General features: G+C 71.1%; 16 protein-coding genes. 8 read left to right on the plus strand and 8 right to left on the minus strand.

Going from position 1 to position 19861, the window contains the following annotated elements; translation table 11 throughout:
- Positions 1–19: 19 nt before the first annotated feature.
- Both O3438_RS23745 and O3438_RS23750 read right to left on the minus strand, forming a co-directional pair.
- Positions 20–409 (minus strand): hypothetical protein, encoded by a 390-nt coding sequence (locus O3438_RS23745; protein WP_269681969.1) that lies wholly within the window; start codon positions 407–409, stop codon positions 20–22.
- On the minus strand, positions 406–1062 hold the full coding sequence (locus O3438_RS23750; RefSeq protein WP_269681970.1) for an HNH endonuclease family protein: 657 nt from the start codon (positions 1060–1062) through the stop codon (positions 406–408). Before O3438_RS23750 ends, O3438_RS23745 begins: the two co-directional genes overlap by 4 nt.
- A 107-nt stretch (positions 1063–1169) precedes the next feature.
- Here O3438_RS23750 and O3438_RS23755 point away from each other — a divergent pair, with 107 nt between their 5' ends.
- Positions 1170–2663: an MFS transporter gene (locus tag O3438_RS23755; protein ID WP_269681971.1), complete on the plus strand. Its 1494-nt coding sequence runs from the start codon at positions 1170–1172 to the stop codon at positions 2661–2663.
- Positions 2664–2692: 29 nt separating this feature from the next.
- Here O3438_RS23755 and leuA read toward each other — a convergent pair whose 3' ends face one another.
- The 3 genes from leuA to O3438_RS23770 form a co-directional block, all read right to left on the minus strand.
- Positions 2693–4444: a 2-isopropylmalate synthase gene (leuA, locus tag O3438_RS23760; RefSeq protein WP_269681972.1), complete on the minus strand. Its 1752-nt coding sequence runs from the start codon at positions 4442–4444 to the stop codon at positions 2693–2695.
- Positions 4445–4729: 285 nt separating this feature from the next.
- Entirely contained in the window at positions 4730–5281 is a 552-nt protein-coding gene (locus tag O3438_RS23765; protein WP_269681973.1) for a nitroreductase family protein, read from the minus strand.
- Between the two features lie 84 nt (positions 5282–5365).
- Positions 5366–6154, minus strand: coding sequence for a hypothetical protein (locus O3438_RS23770; RefSeq protein ID WP_269681974.1), 789 nt, complete (start codon positions 6152–6154; stop codon positions 5366–5368).
- 258 nt (positions 6155–6412) lie between these two features.
- Here O3438_RS23770 and O3438_RS23775 point away from each other — a divergent pair, with 258 nt between their 5' ends.
- Together O3438_RS23775 and O3438_RS23780 are read left to right on the plus strand one after the other, a co-directional pair.
- Positions 6413–7678, plus strand: coding sequence for an aspartate kinase (locus O3438_RS23775; protein WP_088987236.1), 1266 nt, complete (start codon positions 6413–6415; stop codon positions 7676–7678).
- 6 nt (positions 7679–7684) lie between these two features.
- Positions 7685–8746, plus strand: a complete 1062-nt coding sequence (locus tag O3438_RS23780) for an aspartate-semialdehyde dehydrogenase (protein WP_269681975.1) — start codon at positions 7685–7687, stop codon at positions 8744–8746.
- An 87-nt stretch (positions 8747–8833) separates the two neighbouring features.
- On the opposite strand, the gene O3438_RS23785 is transcribed toward O3438_RS23780, so the two are convergent.
- Positions 8834–10243, minus strand: coding sequence for a sensor domain-containing diguanylate cyclase (locus O3438_RS23785; protein ID WP_269681976.1), 1410 nt, complete (start codon positions 10241–10243; stop codon positions 8834–8836).
- A gap of 196 nt (positions 10244–10439) precedes the next feature.
- On the opposite strand from O3438_RS23785, the gene O3438_RS23790 reads away from it, so the two are divergent.
- Positions 10440–11219, plus strand: a complete 780-nt coding sequence (locus tag O3438_RS23790) for a phosphodiesterase (RefSeq protein WP_269681977.1) — start codon at positions 10440–10442, stop codon at positions 11217–11219.
- 11 nt (positions 11220–11230) lie between these two features.
- The gene (locus O3438_RS23795; RefSeq protein ID WP_269681978.1) at positions 11231–11881 is read left to right on the plus strand and encodes a histone deacetylase; all 651 of its coding nucleotides are present in this window, start codon (positions 11231–11233) and stop codon (positions 11879–11881) included.
- Between the two features lie 134 nt (positions 11882–12015).
- Here the strand turns inward: O3438_RS23795 and O3438_RS23800 are convergent, their stop codons facing one another.
- Positions 12016–12813 (minus strand): alpha/beta fold hydrolase, encoded by a 798-nt coding sequence (locus tag O3438_RS23800; protein ID WP_269681979.1) that lies wholly within the window; start codon positions 12811–12813, stop codon positions 12016–12018.
- 288 nt (positions 12814–13101) lie between these two features.
- On the opposite strand from O3438_RS23800, the gene O3438_RS23805 reads away from it, so the two are divergent.
- Positions 13102–14808, plus strand: coding sequence for a bifunctional metallophosphatase/5'-nucleotidase (locus tag O3438_RS23805; protein ID WP_269681980.1), 1707 nt, complete (start codon positions 13102–13104; stop codon positions 14806–14808).
- 322 nt (positions 14809–15130) lie between these two features.
- On the opposite strand, the gene O3438_RS23810 is transcribed toward O3438_RS23805, so the two are convergent.
- Positions 15131–16408 carry an MFS transporter gene (locus O3438_RS23810; RefSeq protein WP_269681981.1) on the minus strand — a complete coding sequence of 426 codons (1278 nt, stop codon included), beginning with the start codon at positions 16406–16408 and terminating at the stop codon, positions 15131–15133.
- Between the two features lie 86 nt (positions 16409–16494).
- Here O3438_RS23810 and O3438_RS23815 point away from each other — a divergent pair, with 86 nt between their 5' ends.
- Positions 16495–16968, plus strand: a complete 474-nt coding sequence (locus O3438_RS23815) for a hypothetical protein (protein WP_269681982.1) — start codon at positions 16495–16497, stop codon at positions 16966–16968.
- Between the two features lie 108 nt (positions 16969–17076).
- The gene (locus O3438_RS23820; protein WP_269681983.1) at positions 17077–19683 is read left to right on the plus strand and encodes a right-handed parallel beta-helix repeat-containing protein; all 2607 of its coding nucleotides are present in this window, start codon (positions 17077–17079) and stop codon (positions 19681–19683) included.
- Positions 19684–19861 lie beyond the last annotated feature (178 nt).

A 19861-nucleotide genomic window follows, 5' to 3' on the forward strand; every position in this document is an offset into this window, starting at 1 on the left:
CTGTCGGGGCGAGCGCGGCTCAGCCCTCGGGTCGGTGCAGCAGGCCCACGGCGACACCGTGCACCGCGTCCAGCCCCGCCGGGTCGGCCAACGCCACCGACGTGCCGGTGACCGCGTACCACTCGTCCGCGTCCTTGTACTGAACCCGAAGGGTGACCTTGCCGTCGGCGTACTCGGTACGCAGGGTCAGGTCGCCGGTGACGACGCCGACCTCGTCGGTCATCACGCCGCCGGGGCCGGGCACGATGTCGGAGGTACGGCTCTGCGGGCCGGCCGCGCCGCCGGTATCCGCGACCATCCCGGCACCCGGCACGGCGGCGGGGGTCTCGGCGGTGCCGTCCGCGGTCATGCCGGCGGCGGCCGGACCCTTCTCCTCGTTGGTCGGGCCGCTCTCCTCGGCGGCCGTCACGGCGCGTTCCCCACTGTGCAGCCCTCCAGCATGTCGGTCAGGGCGGTCTTCTCGGCGCTGGTCACCGTCAACCGCCAGTAGTGCTTGACCGTCACCCAGCTTTCGGCGTATTTGCACCAGTACTCGCGGTTCGCCGGCTTCCACTGGGACGGGTCCTGGTCACCCTTTGCCCGGTTGGAGGACGCGGAAACCGCGATGAGCTGCGGACGTGTGGTGTCGTTCGCGAAGTCGCCGCGCTTCTTGTCGTCCCACTCGTTGGCGCCCGAGCGCCACGCGTTGGCCAACGGCACCATGTGGTCGATGTCCACGTCGGAAGGGTCGGCGGCGCTACGGCCGTCGTACACGCTCTCCCAACGACCGCCGACCACGTTGCAGCCGGAGAGTTTCACGTCCTTACCGTCGCGCTGGAGAATCGTGTCCCGCACGTCGCAGTTCTTGCCGGTGTCCCGCCAGTGCGGGAAGTGGTCTCTGCTGTAGCCCTTCATCGAGCCGGCAGCCGCCACGGTGAGCTGGCCGAGTTGCTGAACGGCGTTGCCACCGCCGCTCGGCGACTCGGTGCCCGGTTCGTCGGGCGGGACGCAACCGGCAACGCCGAGCGCCAGCGCCGCGGCGAGCGCGGCCACCGCCGCTCGCGGTCCTGATGTGGTACGCACAGACGACACCTCTCCAGCTTGCGGTCTCCCGGCGACTGCGCACAGTACCCGGGCCAGGTTTTGGCAATTCGTGGCGTCTCCCACTTGTTACAAGGCACATTGGTGGGATGACCGAACCCGTACCGGCGCCTGCCCTCCGGATGGGCACCGCCGCCGGCCGGGGCACGCTGCTCGCCGCCGTACTCGCCTCTGGCATGGTCTTCCTCGACACGACGGTCGTCAACGTGGCGCTGCCGAAGCTCGGGCAGGACCTCGGCGCGAGCGTGTCCGATCTCCAGTGGACCGTCAACGGCTATCTGCTGATGCTGGCGGCGTTCGTGCTGCTCGGCGGTGCCCTCGGGGACCGCTTTGGCCGACGACGCGTCTTCCTGATCGGCGTCCTCTGGTTCACCGCCGCCTCCGTGCTCTGCGGGCTGGCCCAGGGCACCGGCTGGCTGATCGCGGCCCGTTTCCTCCAGGGTGCCGGCGGCGCGCTCCTCACGCCCGGATCGCTGTCGGTGCTCCAGGCGAGCTTCCACCCCGACGACCGGGGCCGGGCGATCGGCGCCTGGGCCGGACTCTCCGGGGTGTCCACCGCGCTCGGCCCGTTCATCGGGGGCTGGCTGATCGACGCGCTCTCCTGGCGTTGGATCTTCTTCCTCAACCTGCCGATCGCCGTCCTGGTGGTGCTGGCCACGACGCGCTGGGTGCCGGAGAGCCGCGACGAGAGCGCCTCCCGCACCGCAGGGCCCGGGCGGACCCGTCGCCGGTTCGACGTCGCCGGAGCCCTCCTCGGAGCACTGGCGCTCGCGGGCGTCACGTACGCCCTGATCGATGTGCCGGCACGCGGCTACGACTCGGCGCCGGTGCTGATCGCGGCGCTGGTCGGGGTGTTGTCGGCGGTGGTCTTCGTGGTGCTCGAACGACGGCGCGGCGACGCCGCGATGCTGCCCACCGGCCTGTTCTCCAGCCGGCTCTTCTCGGTGCTGAACATCTTCACAGTCGTCGTCTACGCGGCGCTCACCGGCTTCACCTTCTTCTTCGCCGTCTACCTGCAGAACGTGGTGGAGTGGTCGGCCTTCCGCACCGGCATCGCACTACTGCCGATGACTTTGCTGCTGTTGGTCGGGTCGGCCCGCTCGGGAGCGTTGTCGGCGCGGATCGGCCCTCGACTCCAGCTGACCGTCGGGCCGGTGGTGGCAGCGGTCGGCCTGCTGCTGCTGCGCGGCGTCGGACCGGGCGCGTCGTACTGGACGGACGTGCTGCCCGGGGTGCTGCTCTTCGGGATCGGGCTGACCCTGGTCGTGGCACCGCTGACCGCGTCGGTGCTGGCCGCCGTGGAGGACCGCTTCTCCGGTGTGGCCAGCGGCTTCAACAACGCCGCGTCCCGGGCCGGCGGGTTGCTCGCGGTAGCGGCGCTGCCGCTGCTGGTCGGCCTGTCCGGCGGCGGGTACGAGCAGAAGGGCGAGCTGACCAACGCGTTCCGCGGCGCGATGGAGTGGTGCGCCGGCCTGCTCGTGGCCGGCGCGGTGCTGGCCCTCGTGCTGGTCCACCGACCGCCCCGGGCGGCCCCGCCGTCACAGCCCTGCCACTCGCTGCCCGCCGCCACACCCCCGAAGTAGGCAGACCCTCCGGGGGTGCGGCGCGTGGGTCAGCGGCGGGCGCGGTTGACGGCGCTGGTGACTGCCTTGATCGAGGCGGTGACGATGTTGGCGTCGGTGCCGACACCCCAGACCGTCCGCCCGTCGACCTCGCACTCCACGTACGCGGCGGCCTGCGCGTCCCCACCGGAGGAGAGCGCGTGTTCGTGGTAGTCGAGCACCCGCACACCCACCCCGACCGTGTGCAGCGCGTTGACGTACGCGTCGATCGGACCGTTGCCGACGGCGGTGAGTGAGCGCTGCTCGGCGCCCACACCGACCTGGGCCTCGATCTCGACCTTGCCGTCGATGGTGCTGATCGTGTAGCCGGCCAACCGGATGGCCGGGTCGGGCTGGTGGTCGAGCAGGTAGTGCGTCGCGAAGATCTCCCACATGGCGGCCGGGTCGACCTCGCCACCGTCGTGGTCGGTGACCTGCTGCACCACCCCGGAGAACTCGATCTGGAGCCGCCGGGGCAGGTCCAGTTGGTGCTCGCTCTTCATGATGTACGCGACGCCGCCCTTGCCGGACTGCGAGTTGACCCGGATGACGGCCTCGTAGGTGCGGCCCAGGTCCTTCGGGTCGATCGGCAGGTACGGCACCGCCCAGGTGTGCTCGTCCACCGGTACGCCGGCGGCCTTCGCGTCGGCGGCCAGGGCGTCGAAGCCCTTCTTGATCGCGTCCTGGTGGGAACCGGAGAAGGCGGTGTAGACCAGGTCGCCCGCGTACGGGTGGCGCTCGTGCACCGGGAGCTGGTTGCAGTATTCGACAGCCCGCCGGATCTCGTCGATGTTCGAGAAGTCGATCATCGGGTCGATGCCCTGGGAGAAGAGGTTGAGGCCCAGGGTCACCAGGTCCACGTTGCCGGTGCGCTCGCCGTTGCCGAACAGGCAACCCTCGATGCGGTCCGCGCCGGCGAGCAGGCCCAGCTCGGCGGCGGCCACTCCGGTGCCCCGGTCGTTGTGCGGGTGCAGGCTCAGCACCACGCTGTCGCGGCGCGGCAGGTGCCGGTGCATCCACTCGATCGAGTCGGCGTACACGTTCGGGGTGGCCATCTCGACGGTGGCCGGCAGGTTGATGATCAGCGGGCGGTCGGGCGTCGGGTCGATCACGTCGATGACCCGGGAGCAGACCTCCAGCGCGTACTCCAGCTCGGTGCCCGTGTACGACTCCGGCGAGTACTCGTAGAAGATGTCGGTGTCCGGGGTGTGGATCTCCGCGTACTTCTGGCAGAGCCGCGCACCGGTCGTGGCGATGTCGGCGATGCCGTCCTTGTCCAGGCCGAAGACCACCCGACGCTGGAGGGTGGAGGTCGAGTTGTAGAAGTGCACGATGGCCCGCTTGGCGCCGCGCAGCGACTCGAACGTCCGCTCGATCAGGTGCTCCCGGCACTGGGTGAGCACCTGGATGGTGACGTCCTCGGGGATCATGTCCTGTTCGATGAGCTGCCGGACGAAGTCGAAGTCGGTCTGACTGGCCGACGGGAAGCCGACCTCGATCTCCTTGTAGCCCATCTGGACCAGCAGGTGGAACATCCGGCGCTTGCGCTCCGGTGACATCGGGTCGATCAGGGCCTGGTTGCCGTCGCGGAGATCCACCGCGCACCACCGTGGGGCCGCGTCGACCTGGCGGGTGGGCCAGGTGCGGTCCGGCAGCTCGACCCGGAACTGCTCCCGGTAGGGCTGGTAGCGGCGGTAGGGCATCCGGCTCGGGCGCTGCCGAGCGAACGGATCGGTTTCGGCGTCGGTGACAGGTTGAGCCATTTCAGAGTGCTCCCTGGAACATGTGGCGTCAGCAGATCGGAAGGTGTCGGCGAATGCCGGGCGACGATGCGCGGCGGTGCCGAGAGAAGGTTCGGATGTGCTGGACGGCGCGATGCAACTCCGCGACGAGGTGCCGGCCGGTCAGGCCTCGTCGCGGCAGCTAAGGAGGAGCAGCGCCTGCCACATGACCACGTCACCCTACGTGATGGCAGGGGCGGTGGGAAGGTAGGTCCGGACTATGGGACCAGTGTCATGGTCCGTGCCGGGCCGCCCGGACGCGGACGGTCAGCGGAGCAGCAGGTCGGCGAGGGGTCGGCGGTGCCGCAGGCTGGTCTCCTCGGCGACGAGGTCGGCCGGCAGGCTGAGCGGGTCGCCGAGGCGCCCGACGGCGACCACCGCGTACGGCCGTACGTCGGCGGGAAGATGCAGGTCAGCGACGAGTCCGGCGCGATCGACGGTGAGGACCTGGCGTACGTGCAGCCCGAGCGCGGTGGCCTGCACGGTGAGGTGGGCGACGGCCTGGCCCAGGTCGTAGGCGATGCCGTCGGCCGGCGCGGCGTCGGATGCCGTGTCGGTGTCGACGTGTGCGGCGAGCAGTAGAGCGGCGGCGCGGTGCGCCCAGCGCTGCTCACGCTCGGGCAGGTTGACCAGAATCCGCTTCCAGGTCTCGTCGTCACGGTGGCCGAGGGTGAACCTCCAGGGCTGGCGGTTGCCCAGCGACGGCGCCCATCGGGCCGCCTCGAGCAGGGAGGCCGCGTCCGCCGCGCTCAGCTCGTCGGTGGGGTGGAACGCCAGCGGGCTCCATCGGAAGGCGAGCAGCGGGGTCAGATCAGCCATGCCGGTAATCGTCCTGTATGGGTGATTCGCCGATCAGGCAGGGTCGGCAGAATGTGGGCAAACGCACCCGTAACGGGATGAAGATCAGGGCGTTCCCGCGCTCGGGCTGTCCGACGGGTCAGGGGTCGGCGGCGCGGCGGTGTCCAGCGGGTCCCGGTCGATCACCACCGGACCGGCCAACTGCACGGTGGCCGGCGCCGGGCCGGGTGGTGCGGCCAGTCGCAGCGTCCCGACCCCGGTCCGGACACCGGTGGGTGTGCCGTCCCGGTCGTAGCAGTAGATGCCCACGTCCAGCGGGGCGTTCAGCGACGCCGAGGTGGAGTCCACCGAGTAGCACGTGCCGGTCAGGCCCTCGGGCGCGTTGGCCGGGGCCACCGCCAACGGCGCGCGTCGATCGGTGAGAACGCCCAGCCAGTCGGTGAGCGGATGCTGGACGCGGGGGTCCGACCGGCGCGGGATGGCGTCGTCCCGCTCGCCGAGGCGTACGCAGCTCGACGGCTCCGGTCGACCGGCTGACGGCAGGGCGCACTGGAACAGCCCGTCGGCCGTGGCCGCCATCGAGACGTCGGCGGCGCCACCCAACGCGCCCCCCGGCACGTCGACCCGCCAACTGCCGTCGTTCGCGCTGGTGAACGCGATGGTGCGGTCCGGCTGACCCGGCCGGCTGTAGACGTACTGCGCCACCATGTGGCGGTCCTGCGCGGCCGCCGCCAGGGCGGCCAACTCGTCCCGCGCGGCGTCCACGGCTACCGACCCGGGATCGGTCGGCGTCGGGGCGGGCGGCTGCGTACCGGTGCAGGCGACCAGGAGCGCGGGCAGGGCTAACGCGAGCGGCCCGAGCACACGGCCGGCCGAGCGGATGAGGACGGGCACCGGCCCATTCTGGTGGCTGCGGGCGGTGCGCGGGTGCCGGCGCGTACCAGGCTCGTCCCGGCGTGTCGGACGCGCTCGTGGTCGCGTGCCTCCCGCCCTGGTGGGAGCGGCCCGAGCGCACCCGGGCGGGCCGGATGGTGGGATCACCTGACCCGCCGTCGTTACCCGCCGGATACCCTCAAGGGGTTTGACACGCGCCGCCGGCCCCGGTTCCGGCGGCGTCGGCACGCTCAGGGTCACTGGGAGGGAGTGCACGTCGTGGCACTCGTGGTGCAGAAGTACGGCGGGTCGTCCGTCGCCAACGCCGAGCGGATCAAGCGGGTGGCCGAGCGCATCGTCGCAGCCCGCAAGGCCGGCGACGACGTGGTGGTGGTGGTCTCCGCGATGGGGGACACCACCGACGAGCTGCTCGACCTGGCCAACCAGGTCAGCCCGCTGCCGCCGGGCCGCGAGCTGGACATGCTGCTCACCGCAGGCGAGCGGATCTCGATGGCGCTGCTCGCCATGGCGATCCACAACCTGGGGTACGAAGCTCGCTCGTTCACCGGCTCGCAGGCTGGCGTGATCACCACCTCGGTGCACGGTCGCGCGCGGATCATCGACGTCACCCCCGGGCGGCTCAAGGGCGCGCTCGACGAGGGGTCGGTGGTCATCGTGGCCGGCTTCCAGGGCGTCTCGCAGGACACCAAGGACGTCACCACCCTGGGCCGGGGCGGGTCGGACACCACCGCCGTGGCGCTCGCCGCCGCGCTGCACGCCGACGTCTGCGAGATCTACACCGACGTGGACGGCATCTTCACCGCCGACCCTCGGATCGTGCCCAACGCCCGGCACATCCAGCACATCACCTACGAGGAGACGCTGGAGTTGGCCGCCTGCGGGGCGAAGGTTCTGCACCTACGTAGCGTGGAATACGCCCGCCGGGCGGGGTTGCCGATCCACGTCCGTTCGTCATACTCGACCAACACCGGCACGATGGTCACCGGATCGATGGAGGACCTTTCCGTGGAGCAGGCACTGATCACCGGGGTCGCGCACGACCGCAGCGAAGCCAAGATCACGATCGTCGGGGTGCCCGACGAGCCGGGTGCCGCCGCGCGGATCTTCGACACCGTCGCCGGCGCCGAGATCAACATCGACATGATCGTGCAGAACGTCTCCACCGAGGGCACCGGTCGGACGGACATCTCGTTCACCCTGCCCAAGGCCGACGGCCCGACCGCGATGGCAGCGCTGAGCAAGATCCAGGAGCCGGTCAAGTTCAAGGGCCTGCTCTACGACGACCATGTCGGCAAGGTCTCGCTGATCGGTGCCGGCATGCGCTCGCACCCCGGTGTGGCCGCCGGCTTCTTCGCCGCTCTCGGCGCAGCCGGCGTCAACATCGAGATGATCTCCACTTCCGAGATCCGGGTCTCCGTGGTCTGCCGGGACACCGACCTCGACGCTGCCGTCCGCGCCATCCACGACGCGTTCGAGTTGGGCGGCGACACCGAAGCCGTGGTCTACGCGGGGACGGGTAGGTAGCGCCCGATGACGGCGCTGCCCACCCTCGCCGTGGTCGGAGCGACAGGTGCCGTCGGCACCGTGATGTGTGAACTGCTCACCGGACGACGCAACGTCTGGGGCGAGATCCGGTTGCTCGCCTCCGAGCGCTCGGTCGGCCGTCGGGTGCGCTGCCGAGGCGAGGAGATGATCGTCCAGGCGTTGACCCCCGAGGCGTTCGACGGGGTCGACGTGGCGATGTTCGACGTCCCCGACGAGGTCTCCGCCGAGTGGGCGCCGATCGCCGTCTCCCGGGGCGCGATAGCTGTCGACAACTCCGGCGCGTTCCGGATGGACCGGGACGTCCCGCTGGTCGTCCCGGAGATCAACCCCGAGCAGGTCCGCAACCGGCCCCGGGGCATCATCGCCAACGCCAACTGCACCACCCTCGCGATGATCGTCGCGGTCGCGCCGCTGCACCGTGAGTACGGCCTGCGGGAGTTGGTGCTCGCCTCCTACCAGGCGGTCTCCGGGGCGGGGAAGTCCGGCGTCGACATCCTGCACGACCAGCTCACCAAGGTCGCCGGTGATCGGGCGCTCGGCTCACGCACCGGTGACGTCCGGCAGGCGGTCGGCGACGACCTCGGCCCGTTCCCGGCGCCCCTCGCGCTCAACGTGGTGCCCTGGGCCGGCTCCCTGGCCGACGCCGGCTGGTCGTCGGAGGAGATGAAGATCCGCAACGAGTCGCGGAAGATCCTCGGCCTGCCCGACCTCAAGGTGTCCGCCACCTGCGTCCGGGTGCCGGTGGTCACCGCGCACTCGGTGGCCGTGCACGCGGTCTTCGCCACCGAGGTGGACGCCGAGGGCGCCCGCGAGGCGCTGCGCAACGCGCCCGGCGTGATCCTGGTCGACGACCCCGCCGCCGGAGAGTTCCCCATGCCGATCGACGCGGTCGGCACCGACCCGTCCTGGGTCGGCCGGATCCGCCGTGCCCTGGACGACCCGCGCGCCCTCGACTTCTTCGTCACCGGCGACAACCTCCGCAAGGGGGCGGCCCTCAACACGGCCCAGATCGCGGAACTCCTCGCCAAGGAGCTCCGCGCGTCCTGACCGCCGGGCCGGCGTGGTCGCGGAGCCCCGGAAGGGGTGAACGTCCCGCCACAACTCCGTGATCGACGGTGGTTGCGGGCGGGCGGGCTAGGCGGCGGACAGGTGGACGCCGTCGCGGCCCTGGCGCTTGACCGCGTACAGAGCCTGGTCGGCCCTTCGCAGGGTGCGGTCCGGGGTTTCGCCGGGGCGGGGCAGTGCCACGCCCACACTGATCGTGCGGCCTACGCGTCGGGCCGCCTCGGTCAACCGTTCGGCGATCCGGACGGCCTCCTCCGCGCGGCTCACCTCGATCACCGCGACGAACTCGTCGCCGCCGATCCGGTACAACTCGTCGCCGTGGCGCAGCGCCCCCTCCAACGCCCGGGCCAACCCGACCAGCACCCGGTCGCCGGCCTGGTGGCCGTACGTGTCGTTGACGGTCTTGAAGCCGTCCACGTCGATCGCCAGCAGGGCCGTACGCCCCGGGGTGGCTGTCGCGATCCGCTGCCCGAACGGACCGGTGTGCCGCAACCCGGTCAGCGGGTCGGAGCTGGCCTGTTCCCGCAGTCGGGCCAGCGTGCGCAGCCGGTCCACGCTCGTCCAGGCCTGCCCGGCGAGCAGTTCCATCAGGCTGACGGTGGTCGGGTCCGGGCGCAGCGCGCGGTCGTCCGCGACCAGTAGCACCCCGCCGACCTCGGGCGGCCCCACCGGCACGGCGACCAGTGTGCGCACCCCGGCCCGGGTCAGTGGCCGGTAGTCCTCGGTCGGGAGATGCCCCGCCTCGCCCAGCGTGTAGCCAGCTCCGTACCGGTGTGCCCGGTCGACCATCCGGTCCAGCGCGGCCGGGCCCGACTCGGTCAGCTCGGCCCGAATCCGGATCTCCAGGTCGCTCGGCGACTCGGGCGACGGGCCGAGCTGACCCGCCATCAGAAGCACCGCTACGGAGAGGCCGGAGACCTCGCGTGCCGCGCACGCCGCCACGCTCAACACATCCGCCTCGGTGGGCGCGGCGGACAGCGCGGCCGCGTGCCGGAGCAGTTTCTCGCTGCGGCTCTCCTCCGGTGGACCCCCGAGCGCGCCGATCCGCGCACCCAGTCGGTCGGCCACCCGCTGCGCGGTCTCCCGCCACGGCTCCAGGTCGACCGGATCACTCCACTGCAGGTCGAGGACGCCGATCGCCCGGCCCGTCGGGTCCAGCACCGGTACGCACAGCTCGGCTGTCACGTCCGGCCGTACCGGAAGGTAGTCCGGGTCGACGCTCACGTCCGGGACGGCGGCGGGGGATCCGGTGTCGTACACCCGGCCGACGATGCCGGTGCGTGCCGGCACCGTGGCGAAGACCTGCCAGGCACCGGTCGCCGCGACGCAGCGCAGACGGTCGTGGGCCGCGAGCAGCACGGAGATGGTCGCCGGGGTGTGGCGGGACAGCGCGGTGACCGTCCACCGACAGGCCTCCGGCGTGCTCGACGCCATCGGCAGGCGGACGGTGACGTCACGGATGACTCGCTGATGATCCACTCGCACGTCGTTCCAGGTAGGGGAGGAGCCCGGCCGGCGCCGAGCCGCGCGATCAAGCGTACTCACGACTGTGCGAAACCGACTGTATTCGTACACATGTGCTATCCACAGGCTGTGGACGCAGCCTGTGGGCAGCGGGCACCGCAAACGAGCGGCCGGCGATAGCGTGAGAACCCCGGCGCCGAGGAGACGATCCATGATCATCGCTCAGCTCAGTGACCCGCACCTGACCACCGGCCTGCTCGCCCCCGCGCCGGCCGCGGGGCTGCACCGCGCGCTGGGCCGGGTGCTCGCGTTGCGCCCCCGCCCGGACTGCGTGGTGATCACCGGCGACCTGGTCGACAACGGGCGACCGGACGAGTACGCGGCGCTGCGCGAGCTGATCGGCCGGTTCCCGCTGCCGGTGCACCTGGTCCCCGGCAACCACGACGACCGGGAGTCGCTGCTCGACGCGTTCGGAGGCACCCAGTGGCTCGGTGGCGGCTTCTCCGCCTACTACCACGTCGACCACGAGGCGGCGTCGATCGTGGTCCTCGACTCGCTCGTCGCCGGCAGTGACGGTGGTCGCCTCGGCGAGGAGCAGCTCGGCTGGCTCGACGGGGTGTTGGCCGGGCGGCCCGAGGTGCCCGCAGTGATCTGCCTGCACCATCCGCCGGTGGCGGTCGGCATCCCCGCGGCCGACACCATCAAGCTCGCCGACGGCGACGCGCTCGCCGAGGTGATCGGCCGGCACCGGCACGTCGTCCGGGTCGCGGCCGGCCACCTGCACCGCCCGGTCACCACGGCGTACGCGGGCACCGTGCTCACCGTGGCCCCCAGCACCTGGAAGCAGAGCACCCTCACGATGAGCGCCGACGAGCAGATCGGCTGGGTCGACGAGCCGACCGCCTTCCTGCTGCACGTCGTCGAGGCGGGCGGCTGCGTGACGCACACCGTGCAGGTGAGCCACTCCGCCGGCCAGACCTGCGGCTTCTGAAGGCGTCGTCGGTGCGGGTCTGGTATGTCGCGTACGGCTCGAACATGCACGCGGCCCGGCTGGCCTGGTACATCGGCGGCGGCTGTCCGCCCGGCGGCATGCGGACGTACCCGGGGTGTCGGGACCGACGCCCACCGAGCCGGTCGGTGCCGGTGTCGCTGCCCGGAGGCATCTACTTCGCCGGCGAGTCCCGCGCCTGGACCGGAGGGATGGCGTTCTACGACCCGCACCTGCCGGGCGAGGCCGCCGCCCGCGCCTACCTGGTGACAATGGACCAGTTCACCGACATCGCCGCCCAGGAGATGTACCGCCCAACGGGCGACACCGCCCACCTCACCGACACGACAGCTGCGGCCGTCGAGGCCGCCATCGCGGGCGGGCGGGCCACGCTCGGCCCCGGACGGTACGAGACACTCGTCTGCCCGGGCAGCCGCAGCGGCGTACCGATGCTCACCTTCACCGCACCGGAGGGTGCGTCCGCCGTGCGGTGCCGGCCACCCGCGCCGACGTACCTCCGCATGATCGCCCGTGGTCTGCGTGAGTCGCACGGCTGGTCGGCCGAACGCATCGCCGGCTATCTGGAAGTCCGGCCCGGCGTGGCGGACGCCTGGCCGCCGGACGCCGTCGCCGCCCTGGTCAGCGAGGCGCTGGCCGAGCCTTGAGTGCTGCCATTCCGCCCGGCGGTGGCTGTTTCTGCACGGCGGCCTGGTGGGGTCGTTTTGTCACCTCGGCCTGGCGGGGTCGCTTCGTCACGTCACCCTGGCGGGGAGGCATCGTGACGTCGGTCGGGCGGCCGTCAGCCGAGCAGGAACTCGCGTAGCGCGGGGGCGAGCGTCGTCGGCGGCACCTCGTGGTTGCCACCGTCGAGGCTGACGGACCGCCCGCCGGGAACCGCCTCCGCCGCGGCCCGGCTGCCGTCCCGCAACCACTGTGGACTTCCGGTGCTGTCCACCGCGAGGGTCGGCACCGTGATCGCCGCCAGCCGGTCGGCGGGCAGTCGTCCGCCCGCGGTGATCGCCGCGTCATACGGCAGGGTGTGCGCGATCGCGGTCAGCGCGCCCCACACCGGTTGCGCCCGCATCCCGGCGACCGCCTCGGCCGGTAACCCCACCGACGCGGTGAGGAAGGCCTCCACCGCGCCGTCCCGGTCGTCGACGGCGATCAGCTCGATGAGCCGCGGGGTGATGTCCTTCCGGACGCCCACGTGCGAGCCGACCTGGAACGGTGGCTCGAACAGGACCAAGCCGGTCACCGGCAGACCCTGTGCGGTGGCGAGGGCGGCCAGGACCGCGCCGGAGGAAATGCCGTAGAGCGCCGCGGAACCACCGGCCGCCGCGATCACCGCGGCCAGATCGTCGATCTCCCGGCCGATCTCGTACGGAGCGGTGTCGCCGCTGTGCCCACGGCCCCGACGGTCGTACCCGAACACGGTGAAGTCGGGTGCCAGCGCCTCGCCGAGCGCGCGGGTCGTGTTGCGGTCGTTGAACGCGCCGCCGACCAGGACGAGCGCCGGCCCGCCCCCGGACCGTTCGAACGCGATGGGCGTGCCGTCCGCCGACCGCACCTGCTCCACCGTCGGTGTCGTTCCGCTCACGATGCCGTCTCCGTCCGTGTCGATCCTCTCGTCCTTTCTAGACCTCAGGTCCGACGTTGTCCGGCAGACAGCAGCAAACGACGGCGCCTGGGTTCGAGCCTGGTGCGGGCCGACCCGCAGCTCCGACATGCTGCCTGGGTCGCCCGGTCGCCGTCCGGATGAGAGGCTGTCGGAGCGGGCGGCCAACCCCAACCGCCGCCGACCACGACCCTTCCGACGGCGTCGGGTCGGCGGCCCGGTCGACCCAGGGGCCGGGCACCGCACAGGCCGATTCTCACGAGGAGATCCATGTCCATAACCAGGACGCGTCGGGCCGCTGTCGGTCTGACCGTGCTCGCGGTGGCCGCGTTCGGCGCGGTCGCCACCAGCCCTGAGGAAGCCGACGCGCGGCCGAAGCCGGTCGACGTCACCCTGCTGGCCCTCAACGACTTCCACGGCAACCTCGAACCGCCGAGCGGGTCCAGCGGCACCATCGCCGGGCAGACCGCGGGCGGCGTCGAGTACCTGGCCACCCACCTGGCCGAGCTGCGCGCCGCCGCCAAGAAGAAGAACACCATCACTGTCGCCGCCGGCGACCTGATCGGCGCGTCCCCGCTGCTCTCCGCCGCGTTCCACGACGAGCCGACCATCGAAGCGCTGAGCATGGCCGGTCTGGACTACGCGAGCGTCGGCAACCACGAGTTCGACGAGGGCGCGGCCGAGTTGCTGCGCATCCAGAACGGCGGCTGCCACCCGGTCGACGGATGCGCCGACGGCACCCCGTACCGGGGTGCCGGCTTCAAATACCTGTCCGCGAACGCCTTCAAGACCGCGACCGGCAAGCCGCTGATGGCTCCCTACGCGATCCACAAGGTGCAGGGCGTCAAGGTCGGCTTCATCGGGATGACCCTGGAGGGCACCCCGCAGATCGTCAGCCAGCAGGGCGTCGCCGGCCTCACCTTCGCCGACGAGGCCGACACCGCCAACCGGTACGCCCGTGAGCTGCGCCGCAAGGGCGTCGAGGCGATCGTCGTGTTGCTGCACGAGGGTGGCACCCAGGCGGCGACCGGCGGCATCAACGACTGCGTCGGCATGACCGGGCCCATCGTGGACATCGCCAACCGCATGGACCCGTCGATCGACGTGGTGGTCAGCGGCCACACCCACCAGGCGTACAACTGCAACATCAACGACAAGCTGGTCACCAGCGCCAGCTCGTTCGGGCGCCTCGTCACCGACATCGACCTCAAGATCGACCGTCGGAGTGGTGACATCCTGACCGCCTCCGCCAACAACGTCGTGGTCAGCCGGGACGTCGCCAAGGACCCGAAGCAGACCGCGCTGATCAACCGGTACAAGACCGTTCTCGGCCCCGTCGCCGGCCGCCAGGTCGGCGTGACCAACACCGCGATCACCCGGAGCCAGGAAACCCTCTTCGGTACGAGCCTGGGCGAATCGCCGCTGGGCAACCTGATCGCCGACGCGCAACTCGCCGCCACCGACGACGAAGAGGGCGCGGTCGCCGCGTTCATGAACCCGGGTGGGGTCCGGGCCGACCTCGACGCCGGCCCGGTCACCTACGAGGAGGCGTTCACCGTGCAGCCGTTCGCCAACAACCTGGTGACACTGGACCTGACCGGCGCGCAGCTCTACTGCGTACTGGAGCAGCAGTTCGTCACCGCCCGGACGCTGTACCCGTCAGCCACCGTCGGTTACGTGGTCGACCCGAACGGCACCACCGGCACCACGGCCGACCCGTGCGCCGGCACCCGGGTGGTCCGGGGCAGCCTCACCATCGGCGGCACCGCCGTCGACACCGCCGCCACCTATCGGGTCACCGTGAACAACTTCCTGGCTGGCGGCGGCGACGGGTTCAGCGCCCTCACCGGCGGCACGAACCAGGTCACCGGCCAGATCGACCTGGACGCCTTCGTGGACTACCTGACCGCCCAGTCGCCGGTATCCGCGCCGACGCTGGACCGGATCCGCACCACCGCCGAGGTCCCCGCCGCCTGACGGTCGACCCCGTGCCACGTCGGGCCCCGGAGCGGATGCTCCGGGGCCCGACCCGTCCCATCCCCCGTCTGTCTGCCGAACCCGCCCGCACTCTTCCCCTGAGCCGGGCAGAGATCCGCTCGAACATGGATGTAATGGCATCAGCGCGCGGGGATGCCACTACATCCCGGATCGAGCGCGATCTTGGTGCGCGGCGGGATCAACGAGGAAGATCCGCGCAATATCGGGGATGTTGCTGCTTCCTGCACGTCGGGGACAGCAACATCCCCGATATTGCTGGGCGTGCAGCGGGCGCAGCGCCCTGGGCGCGGGAGAGGGGTTGTCAGGCGGGGACGGGCGTGGGGGATGCCGAGGCGGTGGTTGCGAGGCCATCCTGCTCGGTGCTGAGCAGGCGGCGCAGGGACAGCGCGACCAGCGAGGCGACCAGGCAGCCGCCGACCACCGTCGCCACCCAGACCATGCCGTTGGCGGCGCCAATGAGCGGGCCGGCGGTAACCGGGCCGATGACACCGCTGATCCCGAAGATCATCGAACTCATGGCGTTGTATCGGCCGCGTAGCTCGTCGGTGGCCAGTGCGTTGGTCAGCGCGGGCATCACCGGCGAGAGCATCGTCTCGCCGAAGCCGAAGATCGCCGAGCAGGCCACCACGCACAGGGCGGCGAACAGGGCACTCTCACCGCTGACCAGGCCGCCCGCGCCGAGGACCAGCCAGGCGGTGGCGAACACCGCACCCACCACGGCCAGTGCCCGGGTGCGGCTGCGCCCCTCGATCCGGCGGATCACCAGCAGTTGCGCGAGCACGATCATCACGGTGTTCGCCGCGAGCGCCCACGCCACCACCCGGGGGTTCACCTCGACGACCCGCACCGCGTACGCGGCGAAGCCCACCTCGACCTGTGCGTAGCCGCAGGTGGTGAGGATCAACCCGAAGATCACCAGCCGCCGGAACGGGCGGTCCCGGAGCACGGTCAGGTAGCCGCCGGCCGACGGCTCGTCGACGCCCCGAGGGTTGCCGAGTCGGTGGCCCACGCCGGGCAGGGTGAGCAGGATCAGTGCCGGCAGCAGGTAGGTCACCGCGTCCAGCAGGTAGATCACCTGGAAGGTGCCGAGTCTGCCGGTGTCGACGATCGCGCCGGAGGTCATGCCACCGATGCCGATGCCCAGGTTGAGCAGGGCGAAGTTCAGCCCGAAGACGCGTTGCCGCTCGCCGTCGTCGGTCAGCGACGCGAGGATGGTGTTCTGCCCGGACCAGATCGCCGAGCTGCCGACCGCGATCACCGTCATCACCGCGAACGCGGAGGCGCTCGAATCAACCAGGGCCAGCGAGCCGGTGCCCACCGCCTCGATCACCAGGCACGGCAGCACCACCCGGCGGGCCCCGAACCGGTCGATCAGAGTCCCGCCCAGTGGCGACAGGGCCAGGGTGACCGCGCCGTACCAGCCGATCACCAGCCCGGCCCGGGTGTCGGTGAGGCCGCGTACGTCGGTGAGGTAGATGAAGAGGAACGGCAGGGTGAGGCCGCGCCCGATCGCCGACAACAGAGTGCCGACGAGGAGCCGGCGAGCTTCTGGGCGGCGGGGGAGGGCGCGACGCAACATGACCGACATTCTGTTCGCCGGGTGCGACATCGTGCGAACCGTTTACCCAGGCGGCGGCTGTCGGGGCGCTCTGCCATGCTGGCCCGGTGAGCGTGACCTGGCGACACCTGCCCGCATCCGCCCGCGAGATCGCCGGCGCCGCCACCGACGCGGTCGAGGCCGCCAGGGACCAGGACACCGAGGCGTACGAGGTGGCTTCCGGTCGGCTCGCCGTGGCCGAACGCTCGGGGCTGGTGCTCGGCGCTGTGGTGCGGCTGCTGCTGGAGGCGACCCATCCGGACGGGCTGGACGGTGATGACGTGCGGCAGGTGCTGGAGCGGTGCGTTCGGGCGGCGGCCCCCTGGCGACCGGACGTCGACCCGCACGTCGTGCTGGTCCTGCTGGCCGGGGCGCTCGGCGTGTACGACCCCGGCGAGGACGACTCGCCACCCGGCCCGGCGGCGCTCGCCCGGCACGCCCCACTGCTCGTGGCCGACCTGCTGGCGGTGACGGGCCGGCCGCTCGACGGCTACCTGAGCGCGGCGTTCACCGAGATCGAGCGCACCGAGCGGCACGATTGACCCGCTCCGACCGAACGGCCGACGGGGTCAACCGATAGGAGCTGATCACATCGGTCGGTGTCGCGCTACGCTCGCTCCCGCATGATCGACTCTGCACGGGGGTGCGTGATGGACAGACGAGTAGTGACAGGGCTCGCGGTCGTACCGCTGCTCGCTGGTGTGGGCCTGATGGGCCCGGCGGCGCCGGCGATGGCGGCGGCCCCCGAGTCGGTCGCCCGAGCCGCGGCCAGTTCGGCGAACGAGCTCTACGTGAGCGGCAAGGACTGCACGCCGGGCGCCGACGGCACCGAAGCGGCGCCGTACTGCACGATTTCGGCGGCGGCAGCGGTGGCGCAGCCCGGTCAGACGGTGCTGGTGCAGCCCGGCGACTACCCGGAATCGGTGACCCTGACCCGGTCGGGCACCGAGGGCGCTCCGATCACCTTCCGCGCCGTCAACAGCGATCGTGGCCGTGTCAACGTCGGCAACCTCGGTGAGACTGTCGTGGGTACGGTATTCAGGTTCACCGCTGTGCACGACGTCGTGGTCGAGGGCTTCGTCGTGGACGAGACCGACACGGTGGTGCCCGTCGTGGTCGACGCCTCGACGAGAGTCACCATCAACGACATCGCGGCGCGCGCCTATCGTGCTCCGGCAGCCGTGCACGTCACCGGCAACTCCGCCGACGTCACCATCAGCCGGGCGTTTCTGACTCATTCGACGGCTCCCGCCATCCGGATCGATCCGGGTGTCCGCGGGACGGTGGTCGTCAACAACCAGCTGCACTTCGGTGGTCTGCTGGCCACCGATGCTCCGGGCACGGTCGTCACCAACAACACGGTGCTCACCAACTGTGTGCGGGGCATCGACGTGGTCGGCAACTCGACCGGGCTCTCGGTTCAGAACAACATCGTGCGCACGAGCCTGTTTCACGTCGCCTGCAAGACGCCGCAGGACGCCATCGCCATCGCGGTCGCCGCGCCGGCCACGGGAACCGTCAGCGACTACAACCTGGTCGACCCGATCAGCGGCGGCCCCGTCTATCAGTGGGCGGGCACGGTCTACTCCGACCTGGCGTCGTTCCGGGCCGCGACCGGGCAGGGCGGCCACGACATCACCGCCGACCCGCTGATCGGCGGGAACAAGAGCGGAGGGCCGAGGACCTTCTTCCCTGCCGATCCGACCTCGCCGGCCGTGGACTCGGCGAACGCCCTGGCGCCGGGTGTCACGCGCACCGACACGCTCGGCAACCCGCACAGCGACAACCCCGCCGTCGCGAACACCGGCACCGGCAACGGATTCCACGACCGGGGCGCGGTCGAGGCTCAGGGCTCCCCGGGGAACGGGCAGTACGACCTCCGGCAGAGGCCCGGTGACGACTCGTTCGCCGTGACGGCAACTGTGGCACCGCAGTTCGCCTGGCCGGTGGACGGAGAAGGTGGCACGATCTCCTACCGGTTTGACGGGAAGCGCTACCCGATTGTCACGTCGGCCCGCTCGGTGGACTCATCCTTCCGGGAGGCTGGCATCGGCTGCGCCTATGTCTCGATCAGCTACACCGGGTTCCGGTGGGCCGAGACGACGAATGAAACCGTTTGCACCAGGGTCGGCACGCGGTACACGCCATCCGCCCCGACGCGGCTGTTGGACACCCGGTCGCGGATCGGCACCGCCACCACCACCCCGGTGCCGGCCAACGGCGAGGTCACAGTGCCGATTCCGGCCGTCAGTGGTGTGTCGGCGGCCGACATCACCGCCGTGGTGCTGAACCTCACCGTCACCGCGCCCACCATGCCCGGCTTCATCAGCGTTCGTGGTTCGTCCGGCGAGCTCGGCTCGTCGAGCGTCAACTTCGTCGCCAACGAGACGGTTCCGAACCTGGTGATGACGAGGGTGAACGGTGGAGTGGTCCGGCTGGTCAACCGCAGCGGCGGCACCGTCCACCTGCTCGCCGACCTGCAGGGCGTCTACAGCAGGCAGGGCTCCGGGTTCAAGACGCTCGACCCGACGCGGGTGCTGGACACCCGTACCGGCACCGGCGGCCCACTGGCTGCGAACGGTGAGCGACGTCTGGACCTCTCCGGGAAGCTGCCGGCGGACGCCACCGCCGCGATTCTCAACGTCACCGTCACCGCACCGACGACGGCTGGTGTCCTCAGCGTCTACCCGGATGGTTCCCCGGCGCCGCTGGCGTCGAACCTGAACTTCGTGGCCCGACAGACCATCCCCAACCTGGTCGTGGTGCCGGTGGCGGCGGGCAAGGTGATGTTCCGCAACGTCAGTTCGGGGACCACCCACGTGGTTGCCGACCTGGCTGGCTACTTCGGCTCGGCCGCGTCGGGAGCGGACCAGACCTACGTGCCGTCGGAGGGCCGGGTTGCGGACTCCCGTGACGACTCCGGGTGGCTCAGGACGCTGCACCCCGGCCCGTTCCCCGCATTCGCCGTCGGTGGTGCCCCGGTCTCCGCCGACTGGTGCGGACTGGAATGTCCACCGGTGACCGCCGGGGTGTTGAACCTGACCGTCACCGCGCCGGTGGCGGCGGGCGTGTTGACCGCGTACCCCCGCGGGGCGGCGAGGCCGACCGCGTCGAACGTGAACTTCGTGGCCGGGGAGACCGCCTCCAACCTGGTCGTGTCGAAGTCCGACGGGTACGTGGATGTCTTCAACAACAGCTCCGGTACGGCTCACCTCATCGCTGACCAGTCCGGATACTTCATCGCCTCGGCCTACTGAGGCGCGGCGTTCAGCGGCGGCCGGGCATCGGATCGATCCGATGCCCGGCCGCCGCGTCGATCGACCCGGAAGTCCAGCCGATCGGCCAGCCCAGCGACCCAGCTGGGGACATCCACGTTTGTATTGATCACGGTATTCTCCGCGAGCTTGACTGATCGACTTCGGCACGGGGGCCACG

Origin of the sequence: Micromonospora sp. WMMC250, from assembly GCF_027460215.1 — a bacterium.
Classification (GTDB): Bacteria; Actinomycetota; Actinomycetes; order Mycobacteriales; family Micromonosporaceae; genus Micromonospora; species Micromonospora taraxaci.

Excerpts from the sequence above, each read along its gene's own strand:
- O3438_RS23805 (WP_269681980.1), top strand. The coding sequence starts at position 13,102 with ATGTCCATAACCAGGACGCGTCGGGCCGCTGTCGGTCTGACCGTGCTC.
- O3438_RS23755 (WP_269681971.1), top strand. The coding sequence starts at position 1,170 with ATGACCGAACCCGTACCGGCGCCTGCCCTCCGGATGGGCACCGCCGCC.
- O3438_RS23820 (WP_269681983.1), top strand. The coding sequence starts at position 17,077 with ATGGACAGACGAGTAGTGACAGGGCTCGCGGTCGTACCGCTGCTCGCT.
- leuA (WP_269681972.1), bottom strand. The coding sequence starts at position 4,444 with ATGGCTCAACCTGTCACCGACGCCGAAACCGATCCGTTCGCTCGGCAG.
- O3438_RS23765 (WP_269681973.1), bottom strand. The coding sequence starts at position 5,281 with ATGGCTGATCTGACCCCGCTGCTCGCCTTCCGATGGAGCCCGCTGGCG.
- O3438_RS23810 (WP_269681981.1), bottom strand. The coding sequence starts at position 16,408 with ATGTTGCGTCGCGCCCTCCCCCGCCGCCCAGAAGCTCGCCGGCTCCTC.
- O3438_RS23790 (WP_269681977.1), top strand. The coding sequence starts at position 10,440 with ATGATCATCGCTCAGCTCAGTGACCCGCACCTGACCACCGGCCTGCTC.
- O3438_RS23780 (WP_269681975.1), top strand. The coding sequence starts at position 7,685 with ATGACGGCGCTGCCCACCCTCGCCGTGGTCGGAGCGACAGGTGCCGTC.